18 protein-coding genes are annotated in these 20,695 nt (G+C 50.1%); 1 reads left to right on the top strand and 17 read right to left on the bottom strand.

Features of this window, described 5'->3' with window-relative positions:
• The first annotated feature begins 3 nt into the window (after window positions 1-3).
• On the top strand, window positions 4-2,451 hold the full coding sequence (hypD, locus tag DWX91_RS06820; protein WP_117796067.1) for a trans-4-hydroxy-L-proline dehydratase: 2,448 nt from the start codon (window positions 4-6) through the stop codon (window positions 2,449-2,451).
• 210 nt (window positions 2,452-2,661) lie between these two features.
• On the opposite strand, the gene DWX91_RS06825 is transcribed toward hypD, so the two are convergent.
• The 17 genes from DWX91_RS06825 to DWX91_RS06905 form a co-directional block, all read right to left on the bottom strand.
• A complete protein-coding gene (locus DWX91_RS06825; protein WP_118472598.1) occupies window positions 2,662-3,747 on the bottom strand; it encodes an ethanolamine utilization protein EutH in 1,086 nt (361 codons plus the stop codon).
• A gap of 114 nt (window positions 3,748-3,861) precedes the next feature.
• Window positions 3,862-5,154, bottom strand: a complete 1,293-nt coding sequence (locus tag DWX91_RS06830) for a 2-hydroxycarboxylate transporter family protein (RefSeq protein ID WP_118472597.1) — start codon at window positions 5,152-5,154, stop codon at window positions 3,862-3,864.
• 21 nt (window positions 5,155-5,175) lie between these two features.
• Window positions 5,176-6,321: an SEC-C metal-binding domain-containing protein gene (locus DWX91_RS06835; protein WP_182431313.1), complete on the bottom strand. Its 1,146-nt coding sequence runs from the start codon at window positions 6,319-6,321 to the stop codon at window positions 5,176-5,178.
• 360 nt (window positions 6,322-6,681) lie between these two features.
• Entirely contained in the window at window positions 6,682-7,194 is a 513-nt protein-coding gene (locus tag DWX91_RS06840) for a nitroreductase family protein (protein ID WP_118472595.1), read from the bottom strand.
• 29 nt (window positions 7,195-7,223) lie between these two features.
• Window positions 7,224-7,727, bottom strand: a complete 504-nt coding sequence (greA, locus tag DWX91_RS06845; RefSeq protein ID WP_118472594.1) for a transcription elongation factor GreA — start codon at window positions 7,725-7,727, stop codon at window positions 7,224-7,226.
• Between the two features lie 3 nt (window positions 7,728-7,730).
• Window positions 7,731-9,083: a phosphoglucosamine mutase gene (gene glmM / locus DWX91_RS06850; protein WP_118472593.1), complete on the bottom strand. Its 1,353-nt coding sequence runs from the start codon at window positions 9,081-9,083 to the stop codon at window positions 7,731-7,733.
• A gap of 179 nt (window positions 9,084-9,262) precedes the next feature.
• Window positions 9,263-10,117, bottom strand: coding sequence for a dTDP-4-dehydrorhamnose reductase (rfbD, locus tag DWX91_RS06855; protein ID WP_118472592.1), 855 nt, complete (start codon window positions 10,115-10,117; stop codon window positions 9,263-9,265).
• Window positions 10,117-11,139, bottom strand: coding sequence for a dTDP-glucose 4,6-dehydratase (rfbB, locus tag DWX91_RS06860; protein ID WP_022360599.1), 1,023 nt, complete (start codon window positions 11,137-11,139; stop codon window positions 10,117-10,119). The genes rfbD and rfbB overlap by 1 nt, the downstream gene beginning before the upstream one ends.
• 14 nt (window positions 11,140-11,153) lie before the next feature.
• Entirely contained in the window at window positions 11,154-12,047 is an 894-nt protein-coding gene (gene rfbA, locus DWX91_RS06865; protein WP_022360600.1) for a glucose-1-phosphate thymidylyltransferase RfbA, read from the bottom strand.
• Window positions 12,048-12,224: 177 nt separating this feature from the next.
• Entirely contained in the window at window positions 12,225-13,004 is a 780-nt protein-coding gene (locus DWX91_RS06870) for a class B sortase (RefSeq protein ID WP_118538561.1), read from the bottom strand.
• A complete protein-coding gene (locus DWX91_RS06875) occupies window positions 12,973-13,461 on the bottom strand; it encodes a deoxycytidylate deaminase (protein WP_022360603.1) in 489 nt (162 codons plus the stop codon). The genes DWX91_RS06870 and DWX91_RS06875 overlap by 32 nt, the downstream gene beginning before the upstream one ends.
• A 31-nt stretch (window positions 13,462-13,492) precedes the next feature.
• Window positions 13,493-14,569 carry a peptide chain release factor 1 gene (gene prfA / locus DWX91_RS06880; protein WP_107001390.1) on the bottom strand — a complete coding sequence of 359 codons (1,077 nt, stop codon included), beginning with the start codon at window positions 14,567-14,569 and terminating at the stop codon, window positions 13,493-13,495.
• An 18-nt stretch (window positions 14,570-14,587) separates the two neighbouring features.
• A complete protein-coding gene (locus DWX91_RS06885) occupies window positions 14,588-15,586 on the bottom strand; it encodes a N5-glutamine methyltransferase family protein (RefSeq protein WP_118293365.1) in 999 nt (332 codons plus the stop codon).
• Between the two features lie 32 nt (window positions 15,587-15,618).
• Window positions 15,619-16,575: a DUF1385 domain-containing protein gene (locus DWX91_RS06890; protein WP_118472588.1), complete on the bottom strand. Its 957-nt coding sequence runs from the start codon at window positions 16,573-16,575 to the stop codon at window positions 15,619-15,621.
• Between the two features lie 86 nt (window positions 16,576-16,661).
• Entirely contained in the window at window positions 16,662-16,871 is a 210-nt protein-coding gene (rpmE, locus tag DWX91_RS06895; RefSeq protein ID WP_022360607.1) for a 50S ribosomal protein L31, read from the bottom strand.
• A gap of 316 nt (window positions 16,872-17,187) precedes the next feature.
• Window positions 17,188-18,999 carry a transcription termination factor Rho gene (gene rho / locus DWX91_RS06900; protein ID WP_118538563.1) on the bottom strand — a complete coding sequence of 604 codons (1,812 nt, stop codon included), beginning with the start codon at window positions 18,997-18,999 and terminating at the stop codon, window positions 17,188-17,190.
• Window positions 19,000-19,372: 373 nt separating this feature from the next.
• The gene (locus DWX91_RS06905) at window positions 19,373-20,695 is read right to left on the bottom strand and encodes a replication-associated recombination protein A (protein WP_117796079.1); all 1,323 of its coding nucleotides are present in this window, start codon (window positions 20,693-20,695) and stop codon (window positions 19,373-19,375) included.

Here is a 20,695-nt window from a genome sequence, read left to right on the forward strand (position 1 = left end):
TAAATGGCAGAGAAAATTGATACTTCATTCGTAATCAACACACCAGAAGGTCTGTTAAAAGACAACGACCGCGGATGTACCGAGAGAATTAAAAGACTGAGAAGAATCAGCCATTCCACCCAGCCGCATCTGGATCTGGAAAGAGCAAAAATTGAAACCGATGTTTACAAAGAGTACGAAGGTTCCGTATCTGTACCGGTTTTAAGAGCTCTCGTTCTGAAAGAGTACTTCTCCAGAAAAACTCTTTACTTAGGCGAGGATGAGCTGTTAGTTGGTGAGAAGGGCAAAGACCCGCAGTGTTCACCGACTTTCCCGGAGCTGTGCTGTCACACCATCGAAGATATGCACATCATGAATGATCGTAAACTGGTTAACTTCACTGTTACCGAAGACGATCTAAAGCTTCAGGAAGAAGAGATCATTCCGTACTGGAAGAACCGTGCAGTCAGAGAGCATCTCTTAAAAGCTATGACCCAGGAATGGAGAGACTGCTATGAGGTTGGTATGTTTACCGAGTTCATGGAGCAGCGTGGACCGGGCCATACAGCCGGCGGCAAGAACTTCTACATCAAGGGCTACGGCGATTACAAGAAAGAGATCGCGCAGGCTATCAAAGATCTTGACTACTTCAATGATCCGGAAGCTTATGACAAAGAGCAGGAGCTTCGCGCTATGGATATCTGCTGCGATGCTATCATTATCTTAGGTAAGAGATATCATGATCTGGCTCTTGAGAAGGCTGCTGAGGAGAAGGATCCGGTCAGAAAAGCAGAGCTTGAGCAGATTGCAGCTAACTGTGCCGTTGTTCCGGAGCACAAACCGGAGACCTACTGGCAGGCACTTCAGATGTACTGGTTTACACACCTTGGCGTTACAACCGAGTTAAACCCGTGGGATGCCTTTACACCGGGCCGTCTGGATCAGCATCTGATTCCGTTCTATGAGAAAGATACCGCTGCAGGTACTCTGGATGATACAAGAGCTCTTGAGCTTCTTGAGTGCCTCTGGGTTAAACTGTTCAACTCTCCGGCTCCGGTTAAAGTTGGCGTAACCTTAAAAGAGTCCGGTACATACGTAGACTTCGCAAACATCAACTCCGGCGGTGTTAAGGAAGATGGTACTGATGCAGTTAACGCTGTTTCTTACTTAATCCTTGACTGTATGGAAGATATGAGACAGAACCAGCCGAACTCCAACGTACAGATTTCCAAAGTTACTCCGGATAAGTTCTTAAAGAGAGCTTGCGAGATCGCTCGTCAGGGCTGGGGCCAGCCGGCATTCTACAATACCGATGAGCTGATTCAGGAGCTGGTAAATCAGGGCAAATCTCTGGTAGATGCAAGAAACGCTGGATGCTCCGGATGTGTTGAGACAGGTGCATGGGGAACCGAGGCTTATTGGCTGACCGGTTACTTAAACATCCCTAAGTGCTTACAGCTCGCTCTGTATGATGGCTACGATGTAATGTTCAAAAAACAGATCGGACCGCACACCGGCAAAGCAGAAGACTTCAAATCCTATGACGAACTGTGGAACGCATTCAAGACACAGCTTGAGTACATCATCGATGTTAAGATGCGCGGCAACCTGGTTATCGAGAGAATCTACTCTCAGATGATGCCGGCTCCGTTCCTTTCCATCTGTACCGATGACTGTATCAAGAAAGGTAAAGACTACAACGCAGGCGGCCCGAGATACAACACAAGCTACATCCAGGGTGTTGGTATCGGCACTATTTCCGATGCACTCTCCGCTATCAAGTTCAACGTATTTGACAATCAGAAGTTTACCATGAAAGAACTCATCGACGCTATGAACGACGATTTCAAGGGCCATGAGGACATTCTGAACCTGGTTAAGAATAAAACTCCGAAATACGGCAACGATGATGATTATGCAGATGACATCATGGTAAGTGTATTCAATGAGTACAAAGATTATATTACCGGCAGACCGACCACCAGAGGCGGTGTATATCATGTAGATATGCTTCCGACCACCTGCCACGTATACTTCGGTGATGTTATGATCGCTACTCCGAACGGCCGTCTGGCTCATAATCCTCTGTCTGAGGGTATCTCTCCTGAGAAGGGTGCTGATATCAACGGACCGACCGCAGTTGTTAAATCCTGCTCCAAGATGAACCACTGTGAAACCGGCGGTACTCTGCTGAACCAGAAATTTACTCCGGCTGCTATCGCAGGCGAGAAGGGTATTGACAACCTGGCTGCTCTGATTCGTTCCTACTTCGCTATGAACGGACATCATATGCAGTTCAACGTTATCGACCGCCAGACTCTGATTGAAGCTCAGAAGAACCCGGAGGAATACAAAGAACTGATCGTCCGTGTAGCCGGATACAGTGACTACTTCCGTAACCTGGATAAACCGCTTCAGAACGAGATCATTGAGAGAACCGAGCAGAGCTTTGGAGGCTGTGGCTGCTGTTAATTGCTCGCAACCGTTTGACAACTCTAAAAGTCTTCATTGTAACCTATTAATGCCTTCTATGAAAATGATATAGCCCCAAAAGGGCGGAAAGCCCCGGCAGCGAAACTGCCGGGGCTTTCTTATTTCTTTATCTTTATCTCAATATCAGATATTCCGCTCTACTCTGTTATCATTTTTGTCCTTCTTAGATAATTTTAGTCAAATTTGCTGTTACTCGCCACCTAATGCAGGAATCTTCTCGACTGAGATAAACGCCAGGGCAACTGCCAGACCGCCTGACAGCACCTTGCTGATCATATAGGCTGTTACCCAGTTTCCCGGTATCAGGGAGGCTACGAAGGTCATCTGACCGCCTACCACATAGGCACCAGCCACAGAGAAAGCGGCATTTAATACTTTTCCGCGCTTATCCATCTTGGAAAACAATGGCAGCATCGCAAGGCTCTGTATAAAGGAAAGGAACAGTCCGACAACTGCCTCCTCATTGATACCCAGGACCGCCCCAATACGCTGGATCGGCTTTTGGAGACGTTTTAACGCCACCTGCGACAGCACCAGACCGCCGCACGCTGCGATGACCATACGGAGTACCATAAAAAGCATTTCCTCAATCAAGGCATCCTCGACAACCGCATACTTCGGCATGAAAATTCCGAAGACTGCCACACCAAACAGGAGAAAACTAAAAATACGGATCGCATTTCCGAGGAAAATCATGATCTTCATCGTCAGCGCCGGAACCAGCACAAATGCCGCAATCAGCACCATGCACAGCACCAGCACCGGGATCATATTAAAAAAGAGCTGACGGACAGGCAGACCCAGCATCAGACCTCCGACCGCCAGACCAGACGGTATGGCAATCAGACCGAAGATGAACCCCCGCATCAGCTCTCCTATTTCATCTTTTCGAACAGCTGCCAGAAAGACCGGCAGCTGGTATCCGACCGTCATTCCCAGACTGCCTGCTACCATCGCACCGGTAAATGCCGCCAGAGCCGGTGTCGCCGCCAGCTTCTGTGCCATGCCAAGCGCCCCCATATCCGGCGCCAGAAGGCAGCTTGGAATGAGCGCCGGATCAAACGGCATATGCTTTGCCGCCTCTGCAATCGCTTCCGCGTGGGTCTGCACATATGTAACTCCGATCGCAAAAAATCCGACCGTGGACATCGCCAGACCGCCCATGGTGGCAAGCCCCTTTTCAAAGTTCGGCATCAGCCCCAGCTTTCCTCCCAGCATCTCATCCACAAGACCGGCTGCCGCAAACACCAGCATGATCGCAATGAATATGTTCATAAGCCGTACCTCCCAGCTTTTTCCTATTTCTCTATTTCTCTATTTCTCTATTCCTCTGTTTCCACTTATTTTCCCTCTATCAGGTACATTTCTCTGTCAAGCACCATTCTTTTTTTACCTCGCCAGCAGCTGTATCAGCACGCCCCCAATGGTCAGCATCAGTGCCCCGCAGGAACGCGTCACAATCTGTGCAAACGGAAGCAGTTCCATCCGTTTCGAACTGCTGAGCACCGCTACATTTCCGGAGCCGCCCATGTTCGTTGTACACATCCCCGCTGCGATCGATGATTCCAACGGATAAAATCCCATCTTGATGCCGATCAATCCGGCGGTCAGTGTGATCGCCCCGACAATCAGCACGACACTGAGCAGATAAAATGGAGTGATCGTGTGTAAAATCGTCTTTAAATCAATCAGCGTCGCCCCGATTCCGGTCAGCGCCGCCGCTGTCCAGCTGTGGATCGCGAACTGTCCCCACTCTCTCGCCGCGTCCTCCAGGCGCTCTGAAAGGATTCCCGTTCCCTTCACAATCACAACTGCTACAATCATCCACGCATACGTCGGTACAATCGAAATAAAATGATGGCAGATCGCCCCCAGTTCATAAAATGCCATTGAAATGATAAGCCCCGTACATAAGAGTGCGAAGGTCGGTTTCATCGGAGGCTGTTTCTTCACTTCGTGACCGTCATTGACAAGGCAGCCATTTCCGGTCAGGGATGGCTTTCGCTCGCCGATATTATTGGCTAAACCGCCAAAAATGATCGCCACACAATTTCCCAGCACCGTCGCCGGTGCGATCCGCGTCAGGATCTGTCCGGCGTCCGTCCCCAGAACCGACGAATACATTGCCGACAGAGGCACTGCTCCCGCCGTCATGCCGCCGCTCGTCATCGGAATACCGATATACAGGATGCCTTCCAGAAAACTATCCCCCATCACCATACCGAGCAGACCTGAAAGTATCACGCCGACTGCCAGCGATATGACAGCTGTCGGAAGCAGTTTCACCGTTGCGCGGATCAGAAGCCCGCGGTCGATATTGAAAAGACTTCCTGTGATCAGCGCTGAGATATAGAAGACCAGAAATCCTTCTTTGTTGACAAAATTGTCCAGAATCTCATGCGTCTGCTCTGGAATCAGCCCCAGCGCCTGGATGACTGCCGCCCCCAGAATACAGATGACCGAGCCGCCCAGGTACGTTTTCACAACCGGTGTATGATTTCCCAAAAAATTGAGTCCCTCGCCCAGCACCATCAGCGCAATCATGCCGCCGACCAAGCCTGCCGGAAGACAGTCCATATACATACAGACCACCACCAGCGCCAAGATGCCTAGATACAGAGGGATGGAAAAACCAGCGATCGTATTAGCTTTGCCAGATATTTCTTTCCTCTCTTGCTGCATTTTTCATTTCACCTCTGAGTATTAATTTCTTCCACAACACTTCTTATATTTCTTCCCAGATCCGCAAGGACACGGATCATTCGGATAAATCTTCTCCACCTTTTTCGCGGTTACCGGTGCTGGCTGGGACATTTCCGGCACCATCGCCGGCATGCCGCCGATCATACCTCTCTCACTTAATTCCCACGGTTTATTTCCGCGGTTTTCTTTTGTTCTCGTATTGTTGAACGCATCCATGAGAAGTCTTAAAAATTCGCCCATCTGCTGCTCGCTCTGGAAGACAATCCCTTCTTCATGCATCTTATTCATCAGTTCTGCCGGTGATTTTCCTTCATAGCTGCTGGTCCACGTCTCAAAGCACCATCTAGCCGCTTTCTCATACGGCACATCCAATTTTTTTATGAAATAGGACTCCAGCTCCTTATAAGCCAGTACCCCTGCCTCATACCCTTTCTGACAGATTTCATCCAACTGCTGTGCAGACGGAATATAGAATTTTTTATTCTGCTGCTGTTTCAACAAAGCAGTGAGTCCATCACCCTCAAAAACTGGAAGATGTACATACAAGCCCCTCTCGGAATAAAGCGGATTCTCTTTTGGCAGGTCCTGCATTCCCAGTTTCTCCATCGGGAAAATGCAGGATTCTGTGATGTCCTCCGGCATTTCCTCCAGCATCCCGATCATTTCTTCGATCGTGCCTTTCACCTTCAATTTGTACAGTTCATACAAAATTTCCAGCGGCGCAATCTCATAATAATCGATAAAGAAGCTGATACACTTCATCAGCCAGCCTTTTTTGCTCTGAACCGCCCGGAATGCCTCATCGTCAATCCCGCTAAAACCCTGTGCAATCTCTTCAAAGACAGTAAAGCAGTCACTCACTTCCTCAAAACTTCCAAGTACGTATTTATATAACTGCATTCCATCCATAATCTCTTCTGCAGAAATTTTCTGTGGCTCGGTACAGGCTTTGCAAAAAAGCACCATCTGCTCTTTCGTCAGGCATGAAAGTCTGCCCCGGAGTGCCTCTTTTGTCGTTAAATATTCTACAATTCGGTCAATCAGGTCATCCTTTTTAAGCCGGGAACAGTTCTTTAACTCGTAGCTTCTTGCTTCGTTTAATAAGTCTTCTTTGGTCCATTCTTTTAAATATTCTCTTAATAACATACAATTTCCTTTTCTCATCCTACATCGTTTCATGCTTCTCTTCATATTTTTTTATTATACTTTTAAATGCACATGGATTGCAAGATATATCGTTACATATTTCTGCTTCGCGCGAGTGCGCATCATTGGCATTACACAAAAATACAGCCTGTCTCCAAGCTTTTCAGGAAACAGACTGTATCAATTAAGGATTATGGTAAATAAAGGATTGTCGTAACTGTTCAGTAGGTCTGCGCATTTACTGCGCTGACCGTACGAAAACATGGGCCAGCAGGCAAAAATCCCATTGCCGCAGGCAATTTTTAATGGATTTTTGCGCGTGACTGTGAAGGTACTGGACAGTTACGGATTGTCTATATTTTACAGAAATACTGCCAGCTCTTCTAGCGGCTTGCGATCTGCATGCAGCCTGGACGGATGAGCCGTCTCTGCCGGATATCCAAGCGGCAGATAGGCCGTCGGCTGTAAGCCCTTCATCTCCGGGAACTGCTCCAGCAGTTTTTCTGGATTAAACATACCAACATACGTCGTTCCCAGTCCCAGCTCTGCTGCCTGCAGCATCATCTGGGAAACCGCCAGTGTCACATCGATCTCTCCATGGTTTTTCCCGTCCTCTTCCCGTTTCCAGGCGATCTCCGGATCATAGACCGCTACAATCACGACCGGCGGATGAAAATGACACGCCGTACATGCATCCGCTTTCGCCAGCGCCTCTTCACTCTGCATCACGAAAAAGCGCTGTGGCTGTAAGTTATGTGCCGTCGGGGCTTTGCGTCCTGCCTCCAGCACTTTCTGTAATTTTTCTGCCTCAACCGGACGGCTGTCAAATTTACGAAGTGAATAACGTGCATCACATAATTCTTCAAATTTCATAGTAATCAAAACTCTCCTTTGCGTTACAACTAATAACTCCGAATCCGATCCGAATCCTCTTCCCCCGTCTTCTCGATCTTCCGGATCTCCACCACATAGCTGCTCTTATCGTTGACCTTCACTTCCACCTGGTCACCCACATGGTGTCCTTCGATCGCTTTTCCGAGCGGCGACTCGATACTGATCCGGTTTTCTAGGGAATTGCCCCGGATGCTCGTTACCAGACGGTATACATCTTCTTCGTCGTCATCCTCAAAATATAGGGTAACCGTATCATTCATTCCGACCTCATCCGGGCGGGATTCTTCCGATACGATCTTGGCGTGCTTCAGCATATTTTCCAGATAGCGAATACGGCTTTCATTCCGGTTCTTATCCTTCTTAGCAGCATAATATTCGAAGTTTTCGCTCAAGTCACCCTGCGCGCGCGCCTCCTTGACCGCCTCGATCGCCTCTTTGCGGACCACCAGCTTCCGATGGTCGATCTCTTCCTGAATCTTCTTTACATCACTTTCTGTCAACTGCTCTCTCATGTCCTACTCTGCCAGTCCCTTTTTCTCTATCATTTCTACAACCTGCGCTACATATTTTCCGCAGATTTCATCCGTCGGTGCCTCGACCATCACGCGGATCAGCGGCTCCGTGCCACTCGGACGAACTAAGATTCGACCGGTATCGCCCAACGCATCTGATACCTTCTGAACCTCCGCCTGCACGTCGCGGTCTGCCTGCGCCGCCTCTTTATCCTTGACTCTGACATTTTTCAGAACCTGCGGATAAATCTGCACCTCATCAGCCAGCTTTGCAAGTGTCTCTTTCTTCTCCAGAATCACTTCCATCAGCTTTAATGATGTCAAAATGCCATCTCCGGTCGTCGCGTGCTTGCTGAAAATGATATGGCCCGACTGCTCGCCTCCCAGGCAGTGACCGTTCTGGGACATATTTTCATAGACATACTTATCGCCAACCGCCGTCTTCTCATAGGAAATGCCCTCGCGCTCAAATGCCTTATAAAGACCGAAGTTCGACATAACCGTGGTGACAACCGTATTGTTGACCAGCGTCCCCTGTTCTTTCATGTATTTTCCACATACATAGAGGATCTTGTCGCCATCCACCAGCTTGCCCTCACTGTCCACTGCCAGGCAGCGATCCGCATCTCCATCATAAGCGAATCCAACGTCCAGATGATTTTCAACCACATATTTCTGCAGTCCCTCGATGTGGGTGGAACCGCAATTTGTATTGATATTCAGACCATCCGGCGTGTTGTTGATGACATGTGTCTCCGCGCCCAGTGCGTCGAATACGTTTTTCGCAATCGCGGAAGCGCTTCCGTTTGCACAGTCAAGACCTACCCGCATATTTTTGAAAGACCGTGTTGCCAGGGAAATCAGATAACCGATATAGCGGTTACGTCCCGCCGCATAGTCAACGGTGCGTCCGATCGCATCGCGTTTGGCAAATGGAATCTCGCCCATCTCGCCATCCAGATACGACTCAATCTTCTCGATCGTCTCCTCCTCCAGTTTCTCGCCGCGTCCATTGATGACCTTGATTCCGTTGTCATAGTATGAATTGTGGCTTGCGGAGATCATGATACCGCAGTCAAACTCCTCAGTGCGTACAACATACGATACACTCGGAGTAGTTGTCACGTGAAGCAGATAGACATCTGCGCCGGAAGCGGTCAGTCCCGATACCAGCGAATACTCAAACATATAGCTGCTGCGTCTCGTATCCTTGCCGATCACGACCCGGCAGCGATCTGCTTTCGTCTTCTGTCCATAGTACCAGCCCAGGAAACGACCTACTTTATAGGCGTCCTCCACGGTCAGCGTCACATTTGCCTCGCCGCGGAATCCGTCTGTTCCAAAATATTTACCCATTTTGAGAGTTCCTCCTACATCATCAAATACAGAGTCCAAAGGTCATGTACATTTATGGAAATACCCCACTAACATACATGACCTTCTACGATTTTGATTCCAACCTGAAGAAAATCCTGCAGCCAACGGCGCTTCACACTTTCTGCCGCTGCTGCTTTCTATGTCTGATTGCACATTTTTTACTGAATTTCTTTCAGATAGCGACCTACCGCATCCTGCCAGGACGGAAGGCGCTCAAATCCGTTGTCCGAAAGTTTTTCTTTGCTGATCCGGCTGTTCATCGGGCGTTTTGCCTGACCCGGATAAGTAGCTGTATACTCAGCAGTGCTGACCGGCGTCACCTTGACGTCCATGCCCGCCTGCTTAAAGATCTCAGCTGCAAATTCATACCAGCTGCAAAGTCCCTCATTCGTCGCATGGTAACGACCATATTTATCACTCTGAATCATATCAACCAGCAGACGCGCCAGATCGTATGTGTAAGTCGGGGAACCGATCTGATCATCCACAACACTGACTGCCCCGCGCTCTTTGCCAACGCGCAGCATCGTCTTGATGAAGTTCTTGCCGTTCACGCCAAATACCCACGCGATACGGACGATGAAAAACTTCTTTACCAGCTCCTCGACTGCCAGCTCACCCTCATACTTCGACTGACCGTAGGCGTTGAGTGGTTCCCGGTGGTCATCCGGCTCCCACGGGCGGGTGCCCTGACCGTTGAATACATAATCGGTGCTGATGTACATCATTTTGATGTCCAGACCTTTGCAGACCTCAGCGATATTTCTCGTTCCATCTGCATTGACTTTACGGCAGAGTTCCATGTTCTGTTCCGCTGCGTCTACTGCAGTATATGCAGCGCAGTGGATCACTGCATCCGGCTTTGCCTCGGTGATCACGCGGCGGCATGCCTCTGCATCGGTAATATCCATCTCATCGACATCCACACCGATGCCAGTAAGACCCTGTTTTTTCAGCTCATTCATCACGTCATAGCCAAGCTGGCCTTTAACGCCTGTCACTAATACTCTCATTATAATCTATCTCCATACATTTTTTCGAAGTACTGGCTGTACTCACCGCTTAAAATGTGTTTCCACCAGTCCTGATTGTTCAGATACCAGTCAATCGTCTGACGAATGCCGGTGTCAAAATTGTATTTCGGCTTCCAGCCAAGCTCCGTCTCGATCTTGGTCGGATCGATCGCATAACGGCGGTCATGACCCGGACGATCCTTGACGTAACGGATCAGGCTTTCCGGCTTGTCCAGCGCTTTCAGGATGGTTTTGACAACCTCCAGGTTGGTCCTCTCATTGTGTCCGCCAATATTGTAAATCTCACCGACGCGTCCCTTGTGGAGAATCAGATCGATCGCCTCACAATGATCGGATACGTGCAGCCAGTCGCGGACGTTCGCGCCGTCGCCGTATACCGGAAGTTCCTCGTCTGCCAGCGCACGACTGATCATCAACGGAATCAGCTTCTCCGGGAAATGATATGGACCGTAGTTGTTGGAGCAGCGGGATACTGTCACCGGAAGTCCGTAGGTTCTATGGTATGCCAGTACAAACAGATCCGCACTCGCCTTGGAAGAAGAGTACGGGCTGGAGGTATGCAGCGGGGTCGTCTCTGTGAAGAAGAGATCCGGGCGGTCTAACGGCAGATCGCCGTATACCTCATCGGTCGATACCTGATGATAACGTTTAATTCCATAGGTGCGGCAGGCATCCAGCAGGGTGGTCGTTCCCATGACGTTGGTGCGGACAAACGCCTCTGGGTCCGTGATGGAACGGTCTACGTGGCTCTCTGCTGCAAAGTTTACCACAATGTCCGGCTTTTCTTCCTCGAAGAGCTTAAACACGAAGTCGCGGTCTGCGATATCGCCGTGTACAAATTTGTAATTTGGTTTGTTTTCAACCGGTTTCAGTGTCTCTAAGTTGCCCGCGTAGGTCAGAAGATCCAGGTTGATGATCTGATACTCCGGGTATTTATTTACCATATGGTGTACGAAGTTTCCGCCGATGAATCCGGCTCCGCCTGTCACGATAATCTTCATTGTTTTAACTCCTTTTAATTCTGATGTATTTTATCAACATATTTCCCATCCAGTACGTCTTTCAGATATTTGCCATACTGGTTTTTCTTGTATACCTCGTATGCCTCCAGCACCTCTTCCTTGCTGATCCAGCCGTTTAAGTACGCAATCTCCTCCAGGCACGCGATCTTGCGGTGCTGGTGGGTCTCTACTGTCTTAACGAAATTGGTTGCCTCAACTAAGGACTCATGTGTACCGGTATCGAGCCAGGTAAAGCCCTGTCCCAGAAGAATGACATCCAGATCGCCATTTTCCAGATAGATGCGGTTCAAATCGGTGATCTCAAGCTCGCCTCTGGCAGACGGTTTTAACTGTTTCGCATACTCTACTACCCGGTTGTCATAGAAATACAGACCCGTTACACAGTAATTGGACTTCGGTTTCTCCGGCTTCTCCTCGATGGAGATCGCCTTGCCCTGGTCGTCAAATTCTACGATACCGAAGCGCTCCGGATCATCGACATAGTAGCCGAATACAGTCGCGCCCTCTTTCTTGGCAGAAGCAGCACGCAGGCGTTTCACAAGTCCCTGACCCTGGAAAATATTGTCCCCCAGAATCATCGCTACGGAATCATCCCCGATGAACTCCTCGCCGATGATAAATGCCTGTGCCAGTCCATCCGGACTTGGCTGCACGGCATAGCTTAAATGTAAACCAAACTGATGTCCATCGCCCAACAATTCCTTAAAACGCGGTGTGTCATCCGGTGTCGAAATAATCAGAATATCCCGGATTCCCGCGTTCATCAGAACGGAGATCGGATAGTAAATCATCGGTTTGTCATAAATCGGAAGCAGCTGTTTGGAAGTTACGCGTGTCAGCGGGTAAAGGCGTGTGCCTGAACCGCCTGCTAAAACGATACCCTTCATATCTTGTTCTCCTCATATGTTTTATTTTCACGCCTCTTTTCTAAAAAAAGGCAGATCTCATCACTATAAGTAATATACCACATTTGCCTGCTGCTTGCAAATTTATTTGCTTTGCACTTCTTCTATGTTTACACGTTTTTTCCCTCTACTGTTCTTGCATTGTACAATCTATGAGCATCACTCATCCACTGCATACACAATCGTCCGCGCATCCGCAAATTCATAACTGCACGTCACAAAGGAATACAAGTGGGAAACCTCCTCGTCTGGCAGCTCGCGAAACCGGCATCCCTCCGTCATTTCTTCTATATAAGGATGCATCTCCGACCGATCCGCAAATTCCGTCCTACGCCGTTCCCCCTGACTGCCCGCAGTGAGCGCTGCAATCAGACGGAGTGTCCGCCTTTTCCCATCTGGAAAATAGAGATAAGCCGTCCGATGCTTCTGGAAGAAATCTTCGTCTTTCAGGCGGATCAGCTCGGAAAACCGGCTTCCGTCCTTCATATGATGCCCGTAAAAAATCGAATGAAAATCCGATGCATCCGGTGCACTCTCGCAGTCCAGAAAGACAGTCCCGGCTGGATCTGGTTTTCCATCCAACCCGATGCTGCGGTACGATTCATTGTCGGTTGTCTGGACAATCGGTTCGTCGATGTGAGTACCGGGAATGCGAATCCAGGCGATGACGTCGGCATTCTGACATTTTAAGGCTGCGAAATCTGGCTGCCATATCGGCTCTGACGCATCTGAATCAGATTTTCCAGATAACTTCTGCTCTACATTTCCTTCAGATTGGAAACCTCTGTTTTCCGCCCTTCTAACCGCATCCCCCACACCATCCGCCAGAACCAGACATCCAATCACGATCAAAAAAGCACAGAAGATGCGGCGTGCCCAGCGGGCAGCGCCGTCTCCTGTGCGCTTCTTAGTACCCAAATTTTCCTTCCAGCGATTCATCTTCGCGGATCCAATCTTCTACATCGACTTTTCGGTACTCATTTTTCGTATCACGGATATAGACGTGTTCAATTCCGGCATTGATTACCATGCGCTTGCACATCGAACAGCAGCTCGATTTTTCCACATACCCGCCGGTTCTCGCATCGACACCGGTCAGATACAGCGACGCGCCGATCATGCGCTCTCTGGAGGCACTGATCAGGGCATTGGCCTCGGCATGGACACTGCGGCACAACTCGTACCGCTCGCCGCGCGGCACATGAAGCTCCTCGCGGATGCAGCGACCGATATCGGAACAGTTTTTCCGTCCGCGCGGGGCACCCACATAGCCGGTCGAGATAACCTCATCGTTATTCACAATCACTGCCCCGTAGTGCTTTCGCAGACAGGTACTCCGCTGCGAAACCATTTCCGCCAGATCCAAATAATAATTGACTTTATCTCTTCTTTCCATATAGGATCCCCCTTCCGTTTTCTCTAATTCTTTAGATGCCCTCATTCATCTTCGCCAGCTTCGCCGCCTGATCGGCTGCAATTAAGCTGTCAATGATCTCATACAGATCGCCGTCCATGATCGAATCGATCTTATACAAGGTCAATTTGATGCGGTGCTCGGTCACACGTCCCTGCGGGAAGTTATAGGTACGGATCTTCTCGGAACGGTCACCGGTACCGATCTGGCTGCGGCGTTCTGCCGCTTCCTCATTCTGGCGTCTCTCCAGCTCCAGATCATATAGCTTGGAACGCAGAAGACGGAACGCCTTTTCCTTGTTCTGTAACTGCGATTTCTCAGTCTGGCTGTAGATCACGATACCGGTCGGAATATGGGTCAGACGTACCGCGGAGTCAGTCGTGTTGACACACTGTCCACCGTTTCCGGACGCACGCATAACGTCAATACGGATATCTTTATCATCGATGACAACGTCCACATCCTCTGCCTCCGGCATCACGGCAACCGTCGCGGTCGAGGTATGGATACGTCCGCCGGACTCGGTCTCCGGCACACGCTGTACACGGTGGACACCGCTCTCGTACTTCATCTTGGAGTAAGCGCCCTGGCCGGTAATCATGAAAACGACCTCCTTGAAGCCGCCGATTCCATTTTCACTGACGCTGACAAGCTCAGTTTTCCAGCGGTTGCGCTCTGCAAAGCGCACATACATACGGTACAGTTCGGACGCAAATAATGCCGCCTCATCGCCGCCTGCACCTGCACGAATCTCGACGATAACGTTCTTTTCATCATTCGGATCCTTCGGAAGAAGCAGAATTTTTAATTCCTGCTCCAGATCTTCAATGCGCTTTTTCGCAGCATTTAACTCTTCCTTCGCCATCTCGCGCATCTCCTCGTCGGATTCCTCATCCAGAAGCGCCAGACTGTCCTCTACGTCCTGTTTTGCCTTCTTATACTCTTTATATGCCTCCACAATCGGAGCCAGATCCGACTGCTCCTTCATCAGCTTGCGGAAACGATTTGTATCGCTTGCCACTTCCGGGCTGCCGAGCTCTTCCATCAGCTCTTCATAACGGATCAGCAAATCATCCAATCTGTCAAACATGATATCCTCCTCTATCGTCTAACGGTTCCACCGTGCCTTTACCACGCGATCCAGCCCCGGCTCATCCTTTATCACTTCTATCTCCCGATACCCGGCGATGGTCAGTATCCGGCTGACCGCCTCCGCCTGGTCATATCCTATCTCAAAATATACGCAGCCTCCCTTGTTCAGATGTTTGCTGCACTCCAGCGCCAGAACCCGGTAAAAATACAGACCGTCCTCGCTGCCGTCCAGCGCCAGCCGCGGCTCATGGTCGCGTACCTCCGGTTCCAGACCGTCGATCACCGCCGATGGGATATACGGCGGATTCGACACAATCACATCGTACATGACATCCGCCTCCACCGCCTGAAACAGATTGCTCTGCAAAAGTGTCAGACTGTGTTCCTCGATCTCTGCCTGCAGGCGCGGTCCCTTTGCCAGCCACGTTTTCAGGCGGATGCACCACGGATCCTCCGATACCTGAAACGATTCTGACCGCGCAGTTCCCTTCTGAATCAAAAAGAGACGTCTCGCATTTTTCTTTGCCACGCGCAGCGCCGCCTCGGAAATATCCACCGCCGTCACGTTCTGGTAGCCGCCAAGCACGGCAAGGCTGATCGCGATACAGCCGGATCCGGTACACATATCCAAAAGTTTCAGATCCTTTTCCGGGTAATCCCGAAGAACCCGCTCAACTAACGTCTCCGTATCCTGGCGCGGAATCAGGACATTTTCATCGACAGAAAATGTCATTCCCATAAAATCCTGCATTCCCAGAATCTGCTGCAGTGGAATGCGCTCTGCCCGTTTCTGAAGCATTTCCTGATAGCGCCCATAGCCCTTTTCCAGGCGTTCCGCATGGATCGGACGGTTCTGATCCAGATAATAATGCACCCGGTCAATCCCGAACGCCGCTTCCATCAGATACCAGGCATCCGTCCCTGCGTCCGGCACACCCGCCTCACTTAAGCGCGCGCCGCCCTCATCCAACAGTTCTCTCCAGGTCAGGTCTGTTCTTCCGTTTTCCTCGCTCATCGACTCATCCCCTCTGTCGTACCGTGTTCTATTTATGACTCTTCCAGCTGCTTTTCCCAGCCTGGGAAATTCTCCGTCAGGTATTCTCTCCAGTCAAAAACTGCCTCGGTCGCCGCGATCGCCACCTCAATCATCGAGTCATCCGGCTCCTTCGTCGTCAGACCCTGCATCCACATACCCGGACGGCTCACCAGATCCATAAACTTCGAATTGCTCCGTCCAGCGCACTGCAATACCTCATATGATATACCCGCAATGACCGGAACCAGAATAATACGGCTCAAAATCCGCATCCAGATCGTATCGACCCGGATCACCATAAACATCAGAATACTGATCACCATGACAATCAATATGAAACTAGTACCACAGCGCTTGTGCTCCTTCGAGCTCTCGCGCACATATTTTACCGTCAGCGGATGTCCGTGTTCCACACAGTTGATGCACTTGTGCTCCGCCCCGTGGTACATAAATGTCCGCCGGATGTCCTCCATCCGCGAAACGAGTTTAATATAGATAATAAAAATCGCGATCCGGATCACACCTTCCAGCACTGCCATCAGATGATCCGATGTGATAACTCCCTTAAACAGGTTCGCAATCCCCAGCGGCAGGAGCATAAAAATACCAATTGCCAGGATAAACGAAATTACCAGCACTGCTGCCATGATCGCACTCTCCAGCTTCTCGCCGAACACACGGTCTAAAAGCTGTTCGAATTTTCCCGGCTCTGCATCCTCATCATCCTCAAAAAAGCTGGCGGAATACGACAGACTCCGCATGCCGATGATCATCGAATCTGCAAACCGGAACACGCCGCGCACAAACGGGAGCTGTAAAATCTTCGCTTTTTTCGTGATACTCTGGTATGTGTCTTTTTTTACTTCTATCTCTTTGTCAGGCCGGCGGACTGCCACTGCATAGTCCTCGCCTTTCATCATCATGATTCCTTCAATTACCGCCTGACCGCCAATTCCTGAATACTTCATGCTGTCCTTTCAAAATAAAAAAAGAAGAAAACAAAAAGGCTGAGTTTAATGTCGCCACTAAAACCCAACCTTTACATGGTTCAAACTTATTTGCCTGCGTTGATGCCGTACTTGCGGTTGAACTTATCGATACGTCCGCGGGCAGCGGCTGCTTTCTGCTGGCCTGTGTAGAATGAATGACACTTGGAGCAAACCTCTACGTGGATGTCTTTCTTGGTAGAACCAGTTACGAACTCGTTACCACAGTTGCAAACTACTTTTGCCTGATAATAGGCTGGATGGATTCCTTCTCTCATTTCTTTCACCTCTCTGAATTTTTCATTGCGATTTCCGACCGCTTTTTTAATTGCAAGCCGTCTTAAAACGGCTCTATATAAAGCTCCGCACATCCAGGCACGCTATTCCATCATTTAAGCGTTCCTTCCACTCGTAAGGACGACTCACGCAGATGTCAGAACTACCGTCTGTTAATACAGCCTTATAATTATATCATGGTGTGTACTTTTTAGCAAGCAATTTTATCTATTTTTCAATACTATTTTTCTTCTTACAGTCCTGTTTTCCTGCCTGGAAGAAAGTCCTCACAGATGCGCTATTGATGAAACATGATTTTTAGTAAAATGACCCCTTTTTCCGCGTGATCTCCACAAATTCCGCATTGTTCTTCGTCTTGGCAAACAGATCCAGGATTCGCTCGACGGTATCCTCCGGTTTCTGCGTGTTGGTCGCCTTGTGGACGATATCGACCGCTTCCGCCTCGGCGGACGAAAGAAGCAGATCATCTCTTCGCGTACCGGAACGCAGGATATCGATCGCCGGGAAGATGCGCTTCTCGGAAAGTTTGCGGTCAAGCACCAGCTCCATGTTGCCGGTTCCCTTAAATTCCTCGTAAATAACATCGTCCATACGGCTGCCCGTCTCAATCAGCGCGGTCGCCAGAATCGTCAGGCTGCCGCCCTCGCGTATATTTCTCGCCGCACCGAAGAAGCGCTTCGGCATATGCAGCGCTGCCGGATCCAAACCACCTGAAAGAGTTCGTCCACTCGGCGGAACCACCAGGTTGTAAGCCCTTGCCAGACGGGTGATACTGTCTAAAAGAATCATAACGTCCCTTCCGTGCTCGACAAGGCGCTTCGCCCGTTCTACTACCATCTCCGACACACGTTTATGACGCTCCGGCAGCTCGTCAAACGTCGAATAGATGACCTCGACATTTTCTCCCGTTACCGTCTCACGGATATCTGTCACCTCCTCCGGACGCTCATCGATCAGAAGGATGATCAGGTGCATTTCTGGATGATTCTTTGTGATGGTCGTCGCCACCTGCTTTAACAGGGTGGTCTTTCCGGCTTTTGGCGGGGATACGATCATGCCTCGCTGTCCTTTTCCGATCGGGGACAGCAGATCCATCACGCGCATCGCCATGGAAGTCTTAACCCCCGGATATTCCAGGTGCAGACGTTCATTTGGGAAAATTGGCGTCAGATTTTCAAAATTCGGACGTTTTTCCACCACGCTGGTCGGGTATCCATTGACCGAATTAATATATAATAATGCTGCAAATTTCTCCGTCGCCGACTTCACACGACGGCTTCCGCGCACGATATCACCAGTTTTCAGATTAAAACGGCGGATCTGGGACGGCGCCACATAGACGTCATTTTCACCCGGCAGGAAGTTTTCACAACGGATAAATCCAAATCCATCCGGCATAACCTCCAGGATTCCGTTCGCCTCGATGCCGCTGTCCAACTCCTGAAATTCATTTTTCAGATCCTCCATGCGTGCATTTTCCACCTCGGTACGGGTGCTTTCCATCTGCTGCACCGGCGCGGTACGTTCCGGCTGACTGTACTCGGAGGCTGCTTCTGCCATCTGCGGTGCCGGTGCGGTATGTTCCGGCTGGCTATACTCGGTTCTTGCGCTCATCGCTTCATTGTAATTGTTACGCGGCACATAGGAATTTCTCTGATACCCCTCTCGCTGCGTGTACTCGCGTCTGCGGTTATCCTGATAACGGGTATTATTATTCTCACGGCGTGTATAGGAGCCGTATTCATTCCGGCGGTATCCGCCTTCGCTGCGGCGCTCATAGCTGGAATTCTGCCCTCCCGCAACCCGTTCTCCGTTGGCAGATCTCCGCGGCTGCGAATACGTCTGTGCCGATGTATTCTGCCCTGCATCCGTTCTGCGCGGCTGCACGTGCATTTCCATTCTCTCTGCCGGTTCCGCCGATCCAGCCGGATGCTCACTGACAGAAGCCTGGGGCGTTTCTTCTTTCTGTCCCCCTTCCGCCGGCTTCTCAAGTTCGCACAGCCTGTCTATGATCTCCGCCTTTTTCAGGGTGCTGATCCCCTTTAACCCCTGTGCCTTCGCCATTTCCCGAAGCTGCACCAGAGGGAGTGTCTTTAATTTTTCTCTCATATAATTCTCCTTACCCTGTTTAATTGTGTCATATTCTCTGGGATTCAAAAATCAGAAATAAGAAACGTGTGGATGTCTTCCAGGTACTTACACGAAACCGGACAGGCAGATACCTGCCCGGCATACCTTTTTAACATAGCCTTTTATGCTGTGACTGCTCTTTATCCGGCAGCCACCTTGGTTTTATTATAAACGGTTTTCATAAAAATTCAAGTAAACATTTTCTTCATACATATCAATTCAGGAACATAGTAACTGTTCACAGGTAGGAATTTTCTGAACTGAAAATTCCGTACGATACAGTTCCGGCAGCAGATTTTGCCGATTTGGAATGCGTAGCATCGGCAAAATCCATCTAAAAAGAAGCTTTTTCTCATTCAGAGCCCTTCAGAAAGTGCAGCCACTCCCCAATCTTCTTCTCATACCCATTTTCTGACGGGCGGTAAAATGTGCTGCCCTCCAGTCCATCCGGCAGGTACTGCTGCTTCACATAATGGTTCGGATAATCATGTGCATACTTGTACCCGTCACCATGCCCCAGCTTCTCCGCCCCGCTGTAATGGCAGTCGCGCAGATGGGACGGCACCGTAAAGTTGCCCTTTAACCTGACCGCCTCCTGTGCCTCATCGACCGCCACATACGCCGCGTTGCTCTTCGGCGCGCTCGCCACATAGGTAGCCGCCTGCGACAGGATAATCCGCGCCTCCGGCAGACCAATCCGCTCCACTGCCAGCGCCGCGCTGACCGCAACCTGAATCGCCTGCGGATCCGCATTGCCGACATCCTCCGATGCACAGATCATGATACGCCGCGCAATAAATTTGATATCCTCGCCTGCATCCAGCATCTTCGCCAGATAATAAACTGCCGCATCCGGATCGGTACCGCGCATACTCTTGATAAACGCTGAGATCGTATCGTAATGGTTGTCCCCCGTCTTGTCATACTTCACGGCGCGGCGCTGGATGCACTCCTGGGCTACATCGAGTGTGATGTGAATCAGCCCATCTTCACTCCGTTCCGTTGTGAGAATACCAAGCTCGATCGCATTGAGCGCCGCGCGCGCGTCTCCGCCTGCCATATCGGCCAGAAAATCGAGCGCCTCGTCCGTCGCCTCCGCGCGATAGCTTCCCATACCCTTTTCCTTGTCATGGAGCGCCCGCTCTAAAAGCTCGCGGATATCCGCATTTTCCAACGGTTTCAGCTCAAAAATACGGGATCGGGAAATCAGCGCCCCGTTGACCTCAAAATACGGATTCTCCGTCGTCGCACCAATGAGCAAAATCGTACCATCCTCAACAAACGGCAGAAGATAGTCCTGCTGCCCCTTATTAAAGCGGTGAATCTCGTCGATAAACAGGATCGTGCGCTTTCCGTACATCCCCAACGCATCCTTGGCATCCTGCACGACCTGTTCCATATCTTTTTTCCCCGCCACCGTCGCGTTGAGCTGCTCAAAACGCGCGCTCGTCGTGTTGGCAATCACGCGCGCCAGCGTCGTTTTGCCCGTTCCGGGCGGTCCGTAAAAAATCAGCGATCCGAGCTTATCCGCCTTGATCGCCCGGTACAAAAGCTTATCCTTTCCTATGATATGCTTCTGTCCCACCACCTCGTCAAGCGTGGACGGGCGCAGCCTGGATGCCAGCGGTGCCTCCTGCTCGATCGTATTTTTCCGCATATAATCAAATAAATCCAT

This window comes from Clostridium sp. AF22-10 (assembly GCF_003478725.1).
GTDB lineage: Bacteria > Bacillota > Clostridia > Lachnospirales > Lachnospiraceae > Otoolea > Otoolea fessa.